Annotated in this window: 16 protein-coding genes; 9 read left to right on the forward strand and 7 right to left on the reverse strand. The window is 65.3% G+C overall.

Annotation, left to right across the window (positions count from 1 at the left end; genetic code table 11):
• Positions 1-58: 58 nt before the first annotated feature.
• Both A6V37_RS38255 and A6V37_RS38260 read right to left on the reverse strand, forming a co-directional pair.
• On the reverse strand, positions 59-4,318 hold the full coding sequence (locus A6V37_RS38255; protein WP_064286939.1) for a translocation/assembly module TamB domain-containing protein: 4,260 nt from the start codon (positions 4,316-4,318) through the stop codon (positions 59-61).
• Positions 4,319-4,346: 28 nt separating this feature from the next.
• The gene (locus tag A6V37_RS38260) at positions 4,347-6,182 is read right to left on the reverse strand and encodes an autotransporter assembly complex protein TamA (protein ID WP_064269053.1); all 1,836 of its coding nucleotides are present in this window, start codon (positions 6,180-6,182) and stop codon (positions 4,347-4,349) included.
• Positions 6,183-6,496: 314 nt separating this feature from the next.
• Between A6V37_RS38260 and A6V37_RS38265 the strand changes: the two genes are divergently transcribed.
• From A6V37_RS38265 to panD, 4 genes are all read left to right on the forward strand, one after another.
• A complete protein-coding gene (locus A6V37_RS38265) occupies positions 6,497-6,682 on the forward strand; it encodes a DUF3460 family protein (RefSeq protein ID WP_007175923.1) in 186 nt (61 codons plus the stop codon).
• A 4-nt stretch (positions 6,683-6,686) separates the two neighbouring features.
• Positions 6,687-7,562: a segregation and condensation protein A gene (locus tag A6V37_RS38270; RefSeq protein ID WP_064286940.1), complete on the forward strand. Its 876-nt coding sequence runs from the start codon at positions 6,687-6,689 to the stop codon at positions 7,560-7,562.
• 192 nt (positions 7,563-7,754) lie between these two features.
• Positions 7,755-8,588, forward strand: a complete 834-nt coding sequence (panC, locus tag A6V37_RS38275) for a pantoate--beta-alanine ligase (RefSeq protein ID WP_064269051.1) — start codon at positions 7,755-7,757, stop codon at positions 8,586-8,588.
• Positions 8,589-8,648: 60 nt separating this feature from the next.
• Positions 8,649-9,035 (forward strand): aspartate 1-decarboxylase, encoded by a 387-nt coding sequence (gene panD / locus A6V37_RS38280; protein WP_012432059.1) that lies wholly within the window; start codon positions 8,649-8,651, stop codon positions 9,033-9,035.
• A 93-nt stretch (positions 9,036-9,128) separates the two neighbouring features.
• On the opposite strand, the gene A6V37_RS38285 is transcribed toward panD, so the two are convergent.
• Positions 9,129-9,764, reverse strand: a complete 636-nt coding sequence (locus A6V37_RS38285) for a ParA family protein (protein ID WP_064269050.1) — start codon at positions 9,762-9,764, stop codon at positions 9,129-9,131.
• A 209-nt stretch (positions 9,765-9,973) separates the two neighbouring features.
• Between A6V37_RS38285 and A6V37_RS38290 the strand changes: the two genes are divergently transcribed.
• Positions 9,974-10,393: a PaaI family thioesterase gene (locus A6V37_RS38290; RefSeq protein WP_064269049.1), complete on the forward strand. Its 420-nt coding sequence runs from the start codon at positions 9,974-9,976 to the stop codon at positions 10,391-10,393.
• A gap of 115 nt (positions 10,394-10,508) precedes the next feature.
• Here A6V37_RS38290 and A6V37_RS38295 read toward each other — a convergent pair whose 3' ends face one another.
• The gene (locus tag A6V37_RS38295; RefSeq protein ID WP_064269048.1) at positions 10,509-10,925 is read right to left on the reverse strand and encodes a DoxX family protein; all 417 of its coding nucleotides are present in this window, start codon (positions 10,923-10,925) and stop codon (positions 10,509-10,511) included.
• A 143-nt stretch (positions 10,926-11,068) separates the two neighbouring features.
• Complete coding sequence (locus A6V37_RS38300) at positions 11,069-12,529, reverse strand: cobyric acid synthase (RefSeq protein ID WP_242665832.1); 1,461 nt, start codon at positions 12,527-12,529, stop codon at positions 11,069-11,071.
• Positions 12,530-12,754: 225 nt separating this feature from the next.
• On the opposite strand from A6V37_RS38300, the gene cobU reads away from it, so the two are divergent.
• The 4 genes from cobU to A6V37_RS38320 are packed head-to-tail and all read left to right on the forward strand — an operon-like array spanning position 12,755 to position 16,265.
• Positions 12,755-13,309 carry a bifunctional adenosylcobinamide kinase/adenosylcobinamide-phosphate guanylyltransferase gene (cobU, locus tag A6V37_RS38305; protein ID WP_064269065.1) on the forward strand — a complete coding sequence of 185 codons (555 nt, stop codon included), beginning with the start codon at positions 12,755-12,757 and terminating at the stop codon, positions 13,307-13,309.
• Positions 13,309-14,244 (forward strand): adenosylcobinamide-phosphate synthase CbiB, encoded by a 936-nt coding sequence (gene cbiB, locus A6V37_RS38310; protein ID WP_064269046.1) that lies wholly within the window; start codon positions 13,309-13,311, stop codon positions 14,242-14,244. The genes cobU and cbiB overlap by 1 nt, the downstream gene beginning before the upstream one ends.
• On the forward strand, positions 14,237-15,295 hold the full coding sequence (gene cobD, locus A6V37_RS38315) for a threonine-phosphate decarboxylase CobD (RefSeq protein ID WP_064286942.1): 1,059 nt from the start codon (positions 14,237-14,239) through the stop codon (positions 15,293-15,295). Before cbiB ends, cobD begins: the two co-directional genes overlap by 8 nt.
• Positions 15,296-15,353: 58 nt before the next feature.
• Complete coding sequence (locus A6V37_RS38320; RefSeq protein WP_064286943.1) at positions 15,354-16,265, forward strand: cobalamin-binding protein; 912 nt, start codon at positions 15,354-15,356, stop codon at positions 16,263-16,265.
• Between the two features lie 27 nt (positions 16,266-16,292).
• On the opposite strand, the gene cobC is transcribed toward A6V37_RS38320, so the two are convergent.
• Together cobC and A6V37_RS38330 are read right to left on the reverse strand one after the other, a co-directional pair.
• Positions 16,293-16,883, reverse strand: a complete 591-nt coding sequence (gene cobC, locus A6V37_RS38325; RefSeq protein WP_064269043.1) for an alpha-ribazole phosphatase — start codon at positions 16,881-16,883, stop codon at positions 16,293-16,295.
• A complete protein-coding gene (locus A6V37_RS38330) occupies positions 16,868-17,644 on the reverse strand; it encodes an adenosylcobinamide-GDP ribazoletransferase (RefSeq protein WP_064286944.1) in 777 nt (258 codons plus the stop codon). The genes cobC and A6V37_RS38330 overlap by 16 nt, the downstream gene beginning before the upstream one ends.
• Positions 17,645-17,650 lie beyond the last annotated feature (6 nt).

Below are 17,650 nucleotides of genomic sequence, written 5' to 3' on the forward strand. Positions count from 1 at the left end.
GTAAAAAGCGTGCCGTTTTTTTATCTCTGCGCAAAAACCTGGACTCGCACCCGCCGCATCACCACCGGATCTGGTCGAAACGCCGGGTGTACAGCAGTTCGATCCCGTCGAACGTGCCGCCGTAGCCCGCCACCGACCAGTACCGCGTCAGGTTGATCGTCGCCTTGATCGCGTTGCTCGCCGATTGCAGCCCCTGCTCGTAGCCAATCACGAGCCATTCGTTAATCGCCTTCGACACCATCACCACCTGCGGATCGGTCAGGCCAACCTCGCTGCGTCCGATCGAAAACTCGTCGAGCCCGAACGTCTGCGCGATCCGCTTGCCACTCGCACTGCCGAGCAGCGCCAGCGCCGTGGTCATGGTGCTTTGCTGGCCGAGGTTGTTGCCCTGATCCGTGCCGTGGCCGAACAGCAGCCATGAGAGCTTTTCGTTGTCCGGCACGTTTGGCTCCGACACCAGCTTAGCCGTCGGGAACTGGACGGTGCCTGTGACCTGCACCCCCGCTTCGACCTGCTGATTGCGCCGCATGGCGAGGATGTTGATGCCCGGATTGGCCACCGGACCGTTGAACGTGAAGAAGCCGTTCTCGATATTGAGCTTGCGGCCGAACGCGGTGTAGGTCGAACCCGGCGTGACCCGCACGTTCCCGACCGCGCGCAGCGGCAGATTCGGCGCGCTCATCGCGGTGATCGTGCCGGCGAGGCCGAGGTCGGCGCCCATGCCGCGGAAACGGAAACTGTTGCCGAGGCCGATGTCGATATTGGCGCGCGGCGCGAAGGGGCCGACCGGCTTGTTGGTGCCCGGCACCGGCTGTGGCCGCTCGCCGGCCACCGTGCCGTCGGGGCGCACCACCACCACGTCGTCGCCGAGCTTCGGCGCGGACTGCTCCGGCATGTCGAACAGCGCGTGATCGACCACGAATTTGCCGTTGATCGCCATGCCGCCCTCAGCGCCGGCATTGGCGACACTCGCGCTGCCCGACAGCGACAGGTTGCGATCCGGCGCGGCGAACAATTCGAGCTTGTCCGCGACGATGCTCGCGGTCAGATCCGGCTCCGCGCCGTCCAGGCGCACGCGGCCGGTGGCGCGCAGCGTGCCGCTCGCGCCATGAAACTCCACCTGCTGGAAGTCCACCAGATTCTGCGACAGCAGGATGCGCACCACGCCGTCCTTCAGTTGCACGCCCTGGTCGACCAGCGTCGCGGACAGGCCGTCGCCGAGGAGCGAGCCGGTCAGATTCGGCTTGGCGACCGTGCCGCCGAGCGCGAGCTTGAGCGCGAGGTGGCCGTCGAGCAGATAGCTCGGGCCGAACAGGCCGCCCGTTGTCTTCAGCGACGGCACGTTGGCGTTCACGTTACCTGTTAGCGCACCCTCTTCGTTGACGGTCAGGAAACCGTCGCGCGCGACCAGCGTGGTATGCGCGTCCGCGTCGATCACACCGATCCGGCTCGCCTGCGCATGCACGGTGGCATTGAGCCGGTTGCCGCCGCTGAATTCGGCGCGCGCGCTGATATCCTGGATGCCCAGCGAGGTCAGGCCGCGGCCAATTTCGACCGTGACGTCGCCGCTGTGACGCTTGAGCTGAACGTGGCCGCTTGCCGTGTTGCCGAGGGCGAAGTCCCAGTCGCCATCGAACACCAGGTCGGTTTTGACGGCAGGCGGCGTGCCGGTGAACTGGCGCCGCGTTTCCTGCAATCGCGCGATCGAAATGCCGGTCAGGCTGCCCGTCGACTGAATCTTGCCGTGGTCGAACGCGAAGGTTTTCAGGCTCAGTACCGCGCCTTCGAGCGTCAGACGCGTCGCGCCAAGAGTCAGCCGGCTCGGCCCGACGCTGACCGCCAGCGGCGACTCGAGATTAAGCGCCGGGATGCCGCGATTCTGCAGGCGCGTCACGCTGCCGTCCCAACGCGTGCCGTCGCGCGCGTCGGTCAGCTTGCCGTTGGCGGCGAGCGTCAGATCGAGCGGGCGCTCCTGCAGCTTGCCGGTGGCCGCGGCTTCGAGCGTGTGATTGGCGCGCGTGCCGGACAGGCGCGCCGTGAGCGTACTCAGATCGACACCACCCGCGCTCAGATTGCGCGCGTCGGTAGTGAAGACGAGCGCGCCGTTCGCGCCATCGCGCAGTTCGGCGTGACCTTCCGCGTGGCCGATGCGGTCGCTGCCGAACACCACGCTGTCGGCCTTGTAGTTCAGCTCGATGTTTGGATGCGCGAACGAGCCGGTCAGGTCGCCGTCGGCGGCGATCAGGCCCGCGAGGCCGAAACCGAGCCGTTCGAGTTGCGGCGCGTCGACGCGAAACTTCAGCCGGTCGCCGCGCGCACCGAAGCTGCCTTGCAGGTCCACCTGGTTGCCCGCTACCGAGAGGTTCGCGCGGCTCGGCAGAATCCGTGATCCCGCGAGTTGGATCGTCCCGCCGCCCGTGAGCGGCAGGCCGTCGTACACGCTCTGACCCAGCTTGAATTCAGCCTTGGTCGTGAAGACCGGGCCGAGCATGCCGGCCGCGGTCAGCGTACCGCTCACGCGCGCCTCGATCTTGTGGGCCGGTGGCGCGCTGCGCTTGGGTGGCGGCGTTTTGCGCTGGAGTACTTCGGTCTTGACCGCCGCCTTGGCGGTGTTTTTCACGACGGCGGCGGCTTTGTCGGCCGGCGCCGCGCTTTTCGCGCCAGCCGTGCTGCCGGCCTGCCCGGCCTTGCCGTCTGCGGCACGGCTTGCCGCCGGTGCCGGCCCGGCCACCGGCGTGCGCGCCGGCATCTGCGAAGCGAGCGTCAGCGGATCGAAATCGGTCAGTTGCGCTTTCAGGTTGTAGTTGGAATTCGCGTCGTGCTTGAGCGCGCCGGACAGGTCGATACGGCCTTTGCCCGAGGTGACGCGCACGTCGTTGAAACTGATCCGCGCGGGATCGAACGTGACTTTGCCCTGGGCGCGCAGCTCGGCTTTCGGATCGGCGAGATCGAGCATGAGGCTTTGCACGTCGTCATGCAGGCGGATGCCAATCGAGCCGGAAAGCTGCGTGGGCCGCACCGGCGCTTCCAGTGCGTTCAGATCCAGTCCGGCGACCTTCAGATCGAACTGACCATGTTTGCCGCTCAGCACGCCGCCACCGGTGAGCGTCGCGTTCTTCACGAGCCGCACGTTCAGGTTCGAGATGTGCTGCGCCTGGGCATCGAGGTGCACGTCCACATTGGCATCGATCAGCGGCACCAGGTTCTGGTCGATTGCGCCGGGTTTGGCGTTGACGATCGACACATGGCCGGCAACGGCGAAACCCGCAGCGCTTTTTTCGGCCGCCCCGGAGTGGGCGCCGTGCTTGCCGTCTTTTATAGCCGGAGGGGGTGCCGCGCCCTGCGCGACCGGCTGCAACTCCGCCCGCACGGCCAGATCAGCCAGCGGCGCGCCGGGCGCAAAGGCTTGCGGATTGACGTGATCGAAAGTCAGCGTGGCGCGTTGCAAAGGCACGTCGGCGAACGGCGTGGCCTCGACGCGCGCATGGCCGGCGAGCTTCATGCCGCTTGCATCAAGCTCGGCCACGAGATTCTCGAGCGAGCCGCTCAGATGACCGCCGACCTGCACCGCCTCATCGTTGACCTTGCCCGAATAGCCGACGTCGCCGGTCAGCGGAAAAGGCCGCACGCCGTCGAGCTTCGCCGCTGCCGTCACCGCGCCGAACGGCGTGTCGAGCCGGTCGATCGCCGCCTCGTGATGACGCCCGTCGCTGCGTCCGTGAAACGCGAAACGCGACAATTCGGTCGTGGACGTGCCCTCGTGCAGCCGCAGCTTGTCGAGCTGGAGGTCGCGCACCTCGAGTTGCATCGGCAAGCGCAAGTCCTGCGGCAACGTCACCGGTCCACTACTGCTCGACGACGCACCGATGCGCGCCTCCACCGTGCCGATATGCAGATAGTCGATGGAAAACCGCCACGGTTCGCGCGTGAGCGCCCAGCGGCCGGCCACGCGGTCGATCTGGATATCGGTGCCGCTGCCGTCGAGGCTGCGCCAACGCACCTGCCGCAGTTGCACGCCGTTTGCGAGCGTGCCGCTGTCGAGCGTGCCGCCCAGCTTGCCGCCCAGCAGCTTGACCGCCGCCTGCCACGCATACACGGTACCGCGCTCAGTGGTCAGCGCGCCGTACAGCAGGCCGGCCGCCAGCACGACCAGCAGCAGCAGCACGGCGACCGTCCACGCGAGCGTTTTCAGCAACACTCGCCCGAGCCCGCGCCGGGGCGGCGGCGCCTCGGGTGGCGGCGGCTCTCCGGGCGGCTGTCCTGGTGGCTGAGCACCAGGCGGCTGTCCGGGCGGGTGGGCGGAAACGTCCGTGGTCATGCGTGGATCATGTGGAAGCAGGTTGTCATCAGAAAGCGATGCCCAGCGTCAGATACGGCCGCACACTTCTATTGCGAGTGCCGTAAGCGACGTCGAAATTCACCGGGCCGACCGGGCTGCGCCAACGCGCGCCCACACCGACGCCAGGATAAAAGATCTTTTCGCCCCAGGTGTCGGTGGCGGTGCCAATGTCGAAGAACGCGGCCGCGCCCCAGTCGTGACTGAACCAGTGCTGATACTCGCTCGACGCCGTCACGAGATACTTGGTGGGCAGCACCGACCCGGCAACGTTGTTACCAATGCTCTGATAGCTGTAGCCGCGCACGGAATTCGAGCCGCCGGCGCGAAATAGCAGCGAAGCCGGCACGCCGCTCGAACTGCCGCTCGTGAACACGCCGCCGAGTTCGGCGCGAAACAGCACGAGGTCTTCCTTGCCGATCGGCAGGTACTGCTGGCCGCGTGCGTAACCGCGCACGAAGGTCTGGTCCGTCAATGCGCCTTTGACGGCGAAGCCCGCCTCCACGTGGATCAGATTGCCCGAGCGCGGGAACAGCGGGTCGTCGGTATTGCGCCGCGTCCACGACCAGGACGGCACCAGCGCGCGGCTGGTGGTGGGCGCGGCCGCGTTCTGATCGAGCCGGTCCTGGTAGTACAGGAGCGCGTAGTTGTAGTCGAGAAATTGCGAGGTCCGGGCCCGCTGCAGCCCGCCGCGCAGGCTGTAGATGCGGGTGTCGGACACGTCGGTGGTGGTATAGGACGCGAGCGCGCTATTGGTCCACGCCCGCGGCCCCGGCGGCATCGAGAGCTGGATTTGCCCATATTGCTGGACCTGGTCGAGACGGCCCGAGACGGTAAACGGCCACGCCTTGCCGAATGTGTCGAGATACGAATAGGAACCCTGGACCAGCGGGCCGTTGTCCGTCGAGTAGCCCACCCCGCCGCGAATACTGTTGTAGGGATACTCCGATACTTTCACGTGCATCGGCGTGTTGACCGCGTGGGCCGGATCGCTGTCCACGTCGATGGCGACGCTCGCGTAGTACGGCGTGTTCTGCAACTGCCGCTGCAGTTCGGTGACACGCTGCACGTCGTAGATATCGCCCACGGCAATCGGATTCACGTTGTCGACGATCTGTTCCGGATAACGCCGCGTGCCCGACACGTCGAGCTTGCCCATCGTGAAGGTCGGCCCGCTTTCGAAAGTGACCGCCAGGGTCGCCTCGTGCGTGCGCGGATCGACCCGCGCCTCGGAGTGATAGATCTTCGCGCCCAGATAGCGGCGTGACTGCAAGGCCTTGAGCGCGGCGTTTTTCGCGTCGTCCCAGCCGCCCTGCGAGAACGGATCGCCTTCGTGCAGCGAAAACGCGAAGCGCGCGGCATTTTCCTGCGCCGGATCTTCGGTCAGCACCGGGCCGCGAAACGACAGCGAAATCGACGAGATGAGGGTTTGCGGACCGGGATCAACACTCACGGTGACGCGTTTCGCGTTGTCGATGGTGCGCACGTCGGTACGCACGACCGGTGTGAAATAGCCTTCCGTCGCGGCCAGATCGCGGATCTGCTGGGGTGCGGCGGTGATCAGAAATTCGAACTGGTCATCGCTGATATCGGGCCGTTTGGCGAAACGCGCAAGATCCAGATGCGCTTCGAGCAGCTTACGCAGCGAGCGCGGCGTGGCTTCGATATCGACCTTGTAGCTGGCGGCCGGTTTCGCTGCGTGGGCGTGGGCGGCCGCGAGGCTCAGCATGACGAGGCCGAAGGCCAGCCATGCGCGCAGCCAGCGCCGCAGGGGCGTCGGATACCCGCGCCTGGAATCGGCCTTGCCACGCCGCAGACGCGGCTTGTCGATCGCACACCCCGCCAAACGGGACCTCCGGCCGTAGTTGATGAATTCTGTTGCCCAGCCGCGCCGCGGCGGCCGAAGCTCGCTATTTGACCACATCGGCGGGACGCCGCGAGATCTCAAAAAGTGCCGTTGCAACAGGCCGGACCGGCATTGCGCCCGCCTTTGACGCGCGGCACGGGGCGCTGGTTCCGGATATTTGCGCGCCTTCCCGCCCGTCGCCGCCGCCATTTTTCGACCACGCCCGGCGCATGCGGTAAAATTATCGGATAGCAGTGGCGCCCTGCCGGTTTCCGCCAGGCGGCCACCCAATCCCACACCACGGACGTCGAGTCATGTATCAATCGGACATCACGCAGTTCCTGAACCAGCTCAAGCAGCAGAAGCCCAATCTGGAAGCCGAACAACGCCGCGGCCGCGCGCTCTTGTGGGACAAACAGCCGATCGATCTGGAAGAGCGCGCCGAGCAGAAAGCCTCGCGCGTGGAACAGACGCCTTACTCGTACTACCAGAATTTCTAAGCGCGTGAGTCACGCCGACGAGGCACACGGCGTACCGCCGGCTCCCGCCGACGCCGCGCTGGCCGCGCCCGCCACCGATTCGACACCGGACACCGTCGACGGCATTGCCTTCGCTCGCCTGTACGGCGAGCCGCTCTTCAAGCTGCCGACGGATCTGTACATCCCGCCGGACGCGCTCGAAGTGTTCCTCGAAACGTTCGAAGGACCGCTGGATCTGCTGCTGTACCTGATCCGCAAGCAGAACTTCAACGTGCTCGACATCCCGATGGCGGATGTCACTGTGCAATACCTCGGCTATGTCGACCAGCTGCGCCAGACCAATCTCGAACTCGCGTCCGAATATCTGCTCATGGCCGCGATGCTGATTGAGATCAAGTCGCGCATGCTGCTGCCGGTGAAAAAGGCCGACAGCGGCGATGAAGCCGAGGATCCGCGCGCGGAACTGGTGCGCCGCCTGCTCGAATACGAGCAGATGAAGCTCGCCGCCCAGCGCATCGACCGGCTGCCGCAACTCGGGCGCGACTTCCTGCGTGCCGAGGTGTACATCGAGCAAAGCATCACACCGCGCTTTCCGGACGTGAACAGCGAAGACCTGCGCGCCGCGTGGGCCGACGTGATCAAGCGCGCCAAGCTGGTCCAGCATCACAAGATTTCGCGCGAGGAACTGTCGGTGCGCGAGCACATGAGTTCGATCCTGCGGCAATTGCAGAACGCGCGCTTCATCGAATTCTCCGATCTTTTCGACACCAGCAAGGGCGTGCCGGTGGTGGTGGTGAACTTCATCGCCGTGCTCGAGTTGTGCCGCGAATCGCTCGTCGAAATCACTCAGGCGGAACCGTTCGCGCCGATTTATGTGCGCCTCGCCTACCTGCCGGCCTGACGCCTCCCGTGCGCCATGCGGCACGCGCGCCAGGTTGGCCGCAGGCGCCTCATTGCGGTGCGCCCGGCGCACAAATCCACTACAATCCCGCGCTCCGAACCTGTTATTACAAGTGAGACCGCGGGTCGCGCGGCACCTCGAGGTCTCGCGTCAACCCAGTCTCGCGCCGCGCGAGGAAATCCCTGTCCGATCATGAAAGTCATCAGCTCGATCCATGAATTGCGCGACCAGTTGCGCGGCCAGAATCGCACGGCCTTTGTGCCGACCATGGGCAACCTGCACGAGGGCCATCTGTCGCTGATGCGCCTCGCGCGCCAGCACGGCGATCCGGTGGTGGCGAGCATTTTCGTCAACCGGCTGCAGTTCGGCCCGAACGAAGATTTCGACAAATACCCGCGCACGCTCGAAGCCGACATCGACAAGCTGCAGAAGGAAAACGTCTACGTGCTGTTCGCACCGACGGAGAAGGATCTGTATCCCGAGCCGCAGGAGTACCGCGTGCATCCGCCGCACGATCTGGGCGATATCCTCGAAGGCGAATTCCGGCCGGGGTTCTTCCAGGGCGTGTGCACCGTGGTGATGAAGCTGATGTCGTGCGTGCAGCCGCGCGTCGCCGTGTTCGGCAAGAAGGATTACCAGCAGCTAATGATCGTGCGCCGCATGTGCAACCAGTTTGCGCTGCCCACCGACATCATCGCCGCGGAAACCGTGCGCGACACCGACGGCCTCGCACTCAGCTCGCGCAACCGCTATCTGCAGGCCGCCGAGCGCGCCGAGGCGCCGGCTCTCGCCGCCCAGCTCAAGCGCATGCGTGAAGCGGTGCTTTCCGGCGAGCGCGACTTCGCCAAACTCGAACAGGCGGCGATGGCGGAGATGTCGGCACGCGGCTGGCAACCCGACTACATTGCCGTGCGCAAGCGCTCGGATCTGCTGCCGCCGGGTCCGCAAGACACAAACGCGGAACTGGTCGTGCTGGCCGCCGCCAAGCTCGGCGCCACCCGCCTTATCGACAACCTCGAAATCTGACGCCGTCACAGGCCGGGCGGGTACGCGCCGGCCAGTATTCGAAGCCACACAGGATTAGCCATGCAACGCAACATGCTGAAGTCGAAGATCCACCGCGTCGCGGTCACGCACTGCGAACTGCACTACGAAGGCTCGTGCGCGATCGACGAGGATCTGCTGGAAGCCGCGAACATTGTCGAAAACGAACGGATCGACATCTGGAACATCAACAATGGCGAGCGTTTCTCGACCTACGCGATCAAGGGCGAGCGCGGCAGCGGCATGATTTCGCTGAACGGCTCGGCCGCGCGGCGTGCGCAGTTGGGCGATCTGGTGATCATCGCGGCGTTCGCGGTGGTCGATGAGGCGGAATTGAAGGCAGGCTGGAAGCCGGACCTGGTGTTCGTCGACGACAACAACAAGATCAAGGGCAGCCGCGATCACGTGCCGACCCAGAACTGGACCTGAGCGCCCGGCCGTTCAGCCCACGCCCGCCGCGCCCGCGTCAAGTGCGCCGCGCGGCTCCACGCAGCGGGCGGCCATGCCGCCTGCTCCGCCCTCTCAAGCCTTGCTGGTCCCGTTAGTCCACTCGAGGATCGGCTGCCACTGCTCCAGATCCTTTTCCACGCGGCTTTTCGCGACGTCCCACAAGGTCAGCCCGTGAGCCGCCAGTTGCACGTAGTTTTGCGTATCGCGCAAGAAACCCAGCACCGGCAGCTTCAAGCCCTCGACGAAGCGATGCAGCTGCTCCGCCGAGCGAGTCCGCGCATCGACGCGCATGCCGACCACGCCGACTTCGATGTTGCCTTTCCTGACCGCTTTTTCCTTCGCCAGCCGCTCGAGAAATTCCTGAGTAGCGAGAATATCGAAGATGGATGGCTGCAGCGGCACGATGACCTTGTCGGCCAGATCCAGCGCGATGCTCATGCGATTGCCGTGCAGCCCGGCCGGTGTGTCGATGACAGCGTGCTCCAGCCCCTTGGGCGGCTTGGCCGGCGAGTCCTGATTGACTTCCCAGCTTTCGATGGCCGGTAGCGTGTCGGGCCGCAACGATAACCACGCGTGCGCGGACTGCTGTTTGTCCAGGTCAGCCAGCGCAACCCATTCGCCGGCCGCGGCGAAATAGCCGGCCAGATTGGTGGACAGCGTGCTTTTGCCCACGCCGCCCTTCGGATTCGCCACCACGATCACCGTCATGAAATCTCCCGGAAAGAAGGCTGGGCATCGCCAGCCGGTTTGCCGCGCTATTGCGTTGACCTGGCGCCGTGTGACCTGATCCGTACCGTTTTCAGGTTCACGCGCCGATCCAGCCGTTGATAATATCGACAAATGCACCGGGGCCGAAGCCCCCAGCGGCGAATCGGCCGCCGTGCCCCACCGATTTTTCCCTCGAGGACCCGAATTTCATGAGCAAGCTCCGCCCGGAATACACCATCGAACACCTGCACAATCGTCAGAAGGGCAAGCTGCCCGGCTTGCTGGGCGTGCAAGTCCTGTCGCTGGAGGAAGGCGTCCTGACCGCTGAATTGACCGTGCGCGAGGAATTGCTCGCGCCGAACGGCTTTTTGCATGCCGCGACGGTGATCGGCCTCGCCGATACGGCTTGCGGCTACGCCTGCCTCGCCCATCTGCCCGAGACGGCGCGCAATTTCACGACAATCGAGCTGAAGAGCAATTTTCTCGGCACTTCGACCGAAGGCACGATCCGCGCGGTCGCCAAGGGCGTGCATCTGGGGCGCAGCACGCAGGTGTGGGACGCCACGGTCACTGATCCGAACGGCAAGACGATGGCCCTGTTTCGCTGCACGCAGATGGTACTGTATTGAGCGGCTTGGGGTGGCGTGGTGACTCCACGCCATAAAAAAAGCACGCTGCCGTGAAGCGCGTGCTTTTTTATTTTCCGCTGCGGGGCTAGCCCCCAGCGCAAACTGCCTCAGTCCGTCAAGCAGCCGCCACGCGCGGCGCCTTGGCACCACTGAGCGCCAGCGCTCCGCCACCAAGCAGGGACTGCACCACCAACGTCACGGCCCAGTACGCCGGATATTCCCAGCCACCGTGCGGCGACGCGAAACCCCAGCCGTTTTGCAGATGTTGCGACATCGCGCCGAGCATGAAGGGCAGCAACACCAGCGCAACCCAGCGAACTTGCACGCCGAGCAGCAGCGCGATGCCGCCGAACAGCTCGACGAACGCCGTCACATAGCCGAGCCAGCCCGGCAAACCAATCGAAACGAAGAACTGCGCCGTACCGGGCAGCGTGAAAACGAGAATCTTTTGCAGACTGTGGGCGAGGTACAGCACACCCAAGGCGACGCGGAGCAGTAAGGCGGCCAGATCGGCGGAGCGGTTCGAATTCATGACAGGTCCTTGAGAAGAAAGACTGCCCGCGACCGGGCTGTCGATACCGGGACTGTATTCGAACCATACGGCGCGAAAAACCACCGCCGGAGCTTTTATTATTTCTCAATAGGATTTAATCAGGTCTGCGCGGCTGATCCGGGTCAACCGATCGCCGCAAACAGCTTCGCCAGATCGAGATGTTCGGCCAGCGTATCGGCAAGACGATCGAGCGACGCCTCGCGCAGCGCCGGATAGTCGATCGTCTCGGCCTCGCTCAATCCCGCCCACGCGAGCAAGGCGGTGCACGCGGCCGGTGTGTCGAACAGACCGTGCACGTAGGTCGCCAGAATTTGACCATCGGCGGAAATCGCGCCGTCGGGGCGCGCCGTCTGCGCACCGTCCAATTGCAGCGCGGGCGCATCCAGCGCCGGGCCGTGGGTCTCGCCCATGTGAATCTCGTAGCCGGCCACTTCGGGCGAGCCGGGCAACGCGAGGCGGCCGGTCACGTTCTTCAGCGTCTTCTCACGCGTAAGGACGGTCGAGTAGTCGAGCCAGCCGAGTCCCGCAGACGCGCCCGGCGCGCCCTCCACTCCATGCGGGTCCGCCACTTCGCGCCCCAGCATCTGCATGCCGCCGCAAATGCCGATCACACGCCCGCCATAACGCAGATGCTTTTGCAGCACCGCATCCCAGCCTTGCGCGCGCAGAAACGCAAGGTCGCCCGGCACGTTCTTCGAGCCCGGCAGGATGATCAGATCGGCCGGCGGCATCGGCATGCCGCTTCGCACGTAATGAAAATCGACCTGCGGATGCGCGCGCAACGCATCGAAATCCGTGTGATTGCTGATATGCGGCAGCACCGGCACGACCACGCGGAGCATGCGCGCCGCGTCGCCGCGGTGGGCCGCGCGCAATTCGGGCGGCAGCATGTCTTCCGCGTCGAGCGTGAGGCCGTGCAGATACGGCACCACGCCGAGCACCGGTTTGCCGGTCTTCGCCTCGAGCCAGTCGAGCCCCGGTTTCAGCAAACCGACATCGCCGCGAAAGCGGTTGATGATGAAGCCGCGCACTCTCGCCTGCTCGCTCTCGGACAGGCACGCCAGCGTGCCCGTGAGATGCGCGAATACACCGCCACGGTCGATGTCGGCCACCAGCACGACCGGGCAATCGACCGCCTCCGCGAAACCCATGTTGGCGATATCGCGGTCGCGCAAATTGATCTCGGCGGGACTGCCTGCGCCTTCGACAAAAATCGTCTCATACGCCGCCTGCAGCCGTTCATACGATTGCAGCACCGCTTCGAAAGCAACGGGTTTGTAGTCGTGATAGGCGCGCGCGTCGAGATTCATGCGCGCCTTGCCGTGGATGATCACCTGCGCGCCACGGTCGCTGGTCGGCTTGAGCAGTACTGGATTCAGATCGGTGTGTGCAGCAATGCCGGCGGCCACCGCTTGCAGAGCCTGGGCTCGGCCGATCTCGCCGCCGTCGACCGTCACCGCGCTATTGAGCGCCATGTTTTGCGGCTTGAACGGCGCGACCCGCACTCCCGCGCGGCGTGCGAGCCGGCACAGGCCGGCCACCAGCGTGCTCTTGCCCGCATCGGACGTGGTGCCTTGAATCATCAGCGTGCCGCGCGGCACGGGGATAGCGTCATGCGATGTCGAAGTGGCGGTCACGGAATGTCGGGCTCGGCGATGAGAATGTTCGATGAAGCAAGCGGCGGTGTGCACGGCGCAATCGGTCGGCAGCACAACTGTCGCGCGGCAACGCAGTGCAGCAATCAAGTGCGTGGCACGCGGCATTATCCCATCGCGCCGGCCCGTGCTGCACGCCGGTACAATCATGCGATGACTCCCCGCGACCTCACCTTCGTTCTCGGCGGCGCCCGTTCGGGCAAGAGCGTGCACGCCGAGCAGCTTGCCCGCGACAGTGCCCTGCCGGTCACCTACGTCGCCACCGCGCGCGTCGCGGACGACGCCGAATTCAGCATGCGTATCGCGCATCATCGCGAGCGACGTCCGGCGCATTGGCGGCTGTTCGAAGCGGATATCGATCTCGCCGGCGCCGTGAAGCAGATCGACGCGCCCGGCCACTGCATGCTGATCGACTGCTTGACGTTGTGGCTCGCCAATCTGCTGTGTCCGCCCGAAGGCGACGCGCTGTCGGCCGATCAAGTGAACGCGCACATCGCCGCGCTCGAGGCGGCGCTAGTCAACGCGAAAGGCAAGGTCATCGTGGTCAGCAATGAAATCGGTTTGGGCGTGGTGCCGCTTGGGGCGGCCACGCGGCTTTACGTCGACGAGATCGGGCGGCTCAACCAGCGCATTGCCGCTCTGAGCACGCAGGCCACGATGATGGTCGCGGGCTTGCCGCTCGCGCTGAAAACTGCGAGCCGAGCGTGATGCTGTCGCTTCCTCTACTCGTGACGCTAGCCACTGCGGGCGTCGCCGTCGACCGCTGGTTTGGCGAGCCGCGCACCGCGCATCCGTTGGTGGGATTCGGCAAATGGGCGATGCGGCTCGAAGCGCGTTACAACACCGGCCGCCGCTTGCGGCTCAAAGGGTTGCTGGCGTGGTCGCTGGCGGTCATGCCGCCGGTGCTGATCGCGTGGGCGCTGATTGCCATGCTGCCGTTTTACGCGGCCTGTGCGGTACATGTGGTGCTGCTGTGGTTCGCGCTGGGCGCGCGCAGCCTGCACGATCACATTGCGCCGATCGCGCAGGCGCTGACACAGCGCGATCTGGCGCAGGCTCGCCTGCTGACCGCACGGATCGTGTCGCGCGAAACCGCCAATGCCGACGAAGCCGCGCTGTCGCGCGCCGCCGTCGAATCGGCGCTTGAAAACGGCAACGATGCGATTTTCGGCGCTTTGTTCTGGTTCGCGATTGCGGGCGGTCCGGGCGCGCTCGGATTTCGCCTCGCCAACACACTCGACGCGATGTGGGGTTATCGCACGCCGCGTTATTTGCGCTACGGCTGGGCTGCCGCGCGCCTCGACGACGTGCTCAACTGGATTCCCGCGCGCCTGACCGCCGCCAGCTACGCCCTGCTCGGCGACACGCACACCGCGTGGCACTGCTGGCGCGAGCAGGCACAGCTTTGGGACAGCCCGAATGCCGGGCCGGTGATGGCCTCCGGCGCGGGCAGCCTGAACGTGCTGATCGGCGGCCCGGCGGTTTATCACGGCGCACTCGAATACCGGCCAACGCTCGGCTTCGGCCAGCCGGCAAAAGCCGCGCACGTCACCGCCGCGTTGATGCTGGTGGAGCGCACGATCATTCTCTGGCTGGCGGTGCTGATCGTGCTCGCGCTGCTGAGCGTGCCCTTCCATGCCTGATTCAACGACTGGCCGCGCGAACGAAATGCGCACGTCTAACGATGCCGTCGTGCACGGCGGCAATCTGCACGAAGCGGCCAAACGGTACGGTATTCCGTGCGCGCACTGGCTCGACCTGTCGACGGGCATCAATCCGCACGGCTATCCGGTCCCGCCGGTTCCCGCCGACGCGTGGCGCCGCCTGCCCGACGACGGCGGCGACCTCGCCGCCTGTGCCGCGCGCTACTACGGCGCGCCCGATGCCGCGCACGTGCTGCCCGTCGCCGGCAGCCAGGCGGCGATTCGCGCGCTGCCCGCATTGCTGCCGCGCGCACGCGTCGGCATCGCGCCGCTCACCTACAGCGAATACGCGCCCGCGTTCGAACGCGCCGGTCACGAAGTGGCACCGCTTGACGTGAATCGGGAAAGCTTGCCCGACTCGCTCACACATGCGGTCGTCGTGAATCCTAACAATCCGACCGCGACGCATCTGAGCGCTGAGAAACTGTTGCAGTGGCATACCGAGTTGCGCGCACGCGGCGGAACGCTGCTTGTCGACGAAGCGTTTGCCGATGCGATGCCTTCGGCTTCACTTGCGGCGAGCACGCATCGCGACGGTTTGATCGTGTTGCGCTCGCCCGGGAAATTCTTCGGCCTGGCGGGTGTGCGCGCGGGTTTCGTACTCGGCGCGCCTGCGTTGCTTGATGAGCTGAACCAGGCGCTCGGCGCATGGACAGTCAGTGGTCCCGCGCGTCACGCGGTCAAAGCCGCTTTCGCCGACGACGCGTGGCAACGACACATGCGCGCCCTGCTCGCCGCCGAAAGCGCGCGCCTCGTCAAGCTGTTGCATGCGCAAGGATTCAGCTCGCGCGGCACGCCGCTCTTCGCGTGGACCGACGAACCACGCGCCGCCTTTTTGCACGAAGCGCTGGCGCGGCGCGGTGTATGGACGCGTCTTTTCACGTCGTCGGGAAGCGTGCGTTTCGGCTTGCCCGCCAGCGAGGCAGAGTGGACCCGTTTCGACGAAACACTGCGCGAAGCGGTTCAGGCCATCTCCGCACGCGCGGATTGATGTAGCGACAACCCGCACCCGTCTCATGCCGACTTCGCGTCTTCCAACACCTCGCCCGATGCCCCGACTCATCCGCTTCACGCTCGCTGCACCGCTCATTTGCGCCGCGCTGCACGCGCAGGCCGCGATCACCGTCATCGACGACAGCGGCGCGAGCGTCACCTTGCCCGCCCCCGCGCAGCGCGTAATCAGCCTCGCGCCTCATGTCACCGAACTGCTGTATGCCGCGGGTGGCGGCGCGAAAGTGGTCGGCGCGGTGTCGTACAGCGACTTTCCACCTGAAGCGAAGCAGTTGCCGCGCGTGGGCGACAACAAGGCGCTCGACCTCGAACGCATCGTCGCGTTGAAGCCCGACCTGATCGTCGTGTGGCGGCATGGCAACGCGCAGCGTCAACTGGACCGCCTGCGCGAGATGCACATTCCGTTGTTCTTCAGCGAACCGCATCATCTCGACGACGTGGCCGTGTCGCTGACGAAGCTCGGACAATTGCTGGGCACGTCGCCGGCCGCGGATGCGGCGGCGGCCGCCTACCGCCAGGACATCGCGAAGTTGCGCTCGCGTTATGCGAACCGGCCGCCCGTCAGCGTGTTCTATCAGGTATGGGATCAACCGCTAATGACGCTCAACGGCGCGCATATGATCAGCGACGTGATCGCGCTATGCGGCGGCCGCAATGTGTTCGCCCAACTCGAACCGCTGGTGCCGACGGTCTCCACCGAAGCGGTGCTCGCAGCGAATCCGGAAGCGATCGTCACGGCGGCGCCAGGCGCTACTCAACCGGACAGGACGTTGCCTCAACTCGGCCAATGGCGCGCATGGCCGAGTCTGACTGCGGTCGCGAACAACAATCTGTTTGCGATCGACGGCGATCTGATCAACCGCCCGGCACCGCGCATTGCGCAAGGCGCGAGGCAATTGTGTGAGGATCTCGAAGTGGCGCGCTCGCGCAGAAAAGCCGGCGCGCAGTAGTACGACGGAAATCAACCACGGCAAAGCTCACGCATTCCAGCGCACCAGCGACCACTGCTGCGTTTCATCATTCCTGCGCAAGCAGACAATCCCGGTCGTATCGAGCGACCAGCGCAGACAGCGTTCCAGCGGCACGTCCAGCACGATCGACGCGATAGCCCGCATCACACCGGCATGCGTGACCACATAAGCCGGCGACAACTCGCGCGTCTGCACGAACGCGCCGAGCCATGAGCGCACCCGCTCGACGAACTGCGCCACGCTCTCGCCGCCATGCGCGCGCGCGTGTTCGAAGTTGGTCGCCCAGTCGTCGAGCAGCTCACGGTCGATGTCGTCCCAGCGCTGCGCTTCCCAATCGCCGAAGTTCATTTCCTTCAGACGATCGTCGTGACTGACCACGCAGCCGAAGTCGTTCGCCAACTCGACGGCAAGCGCAGAGCAGCGCGTCAACGGACTCGATATCAATACGCGTGGCGCGGGCACTTGCAAGGTCGCCAGCTTCAGGGCCAGCGCCGTCGACGAGATCTCGGCCCTTTGGGCGAGCGCCACATCGCTGTGGCCATAGCACACGCCCGCATCGAGCGCGACTGCGGGATGACGGATCAGGACGATATCCATGCGAGCCCCACCAGATAAATGCTCAATTCAAAAATCTGCTGCGCGAAGCCGAGACAGTCGCCGGTGTAGCCGCCTATGCGTCTGACGAAATAACAGCCCAGGACGATGCGCAGCACAACCAGAACTGCCAGCACGGAGCCCGCAAAGCGCCAATCCGGCGCTTCGAGCCAGTTCGGCAACAGCAACCAGGGCACGCCGAATAGCGCTGCACAGATCAGCGCAGCACCGCTCAAGCGCTGCGCGACCGGCTTGGCTTTGCCTTCGGCACGCACATAGTCGAGCGTTGCCAGATAGCTGATTGCGAACGTCCGGCTCGCCGCATGCGCGGCAATCATCAGGCCCGCGGCGCGCATCGGCGGCAACGCGGCAAGCGTTTGCCACTTCAACCCTAGTGCAATGACGAGAGCAATGGCGCCAAAAGCCCCAATGCGCGAATCATGCATGATTCGCAATACATCTTCGCGTGTATAGGCGCCACCGAACGCATCGACACAATCTGCGAGGCCGTCCTCGTGAAACGCGCCGGTCACGAGGAGCGATGCAGCCATTGACAACAACACCGCCACGCCCGCAGGAAACACCCGCAGCGCCGCGAGATAGACAAGCGCGCTCAATCCGCCGATCAATACGCCAACCAGCGGAAAATAGCGCGCCGCCGCGTTCAGATAGTGCGGCTCATAACCAACCCAGCGCGGCACCGGCACCCGCGTGAAATAGCCGAGCGCCGTGAAGAAGTAGCGCAGTTCCGCGAGCGGATTCATAGGTGA

Source organism: Paraburkholderia ginsengiterrae (assembly GCF_001645125.1).
Taxonomy (GTDB): Bacteria; Pseudomonadota; Gammaproteobacteria; order Burkholderiales; family Burkholderiaceae; genus Paraburkholderia; species Paraburkholderia ginsengiterrae.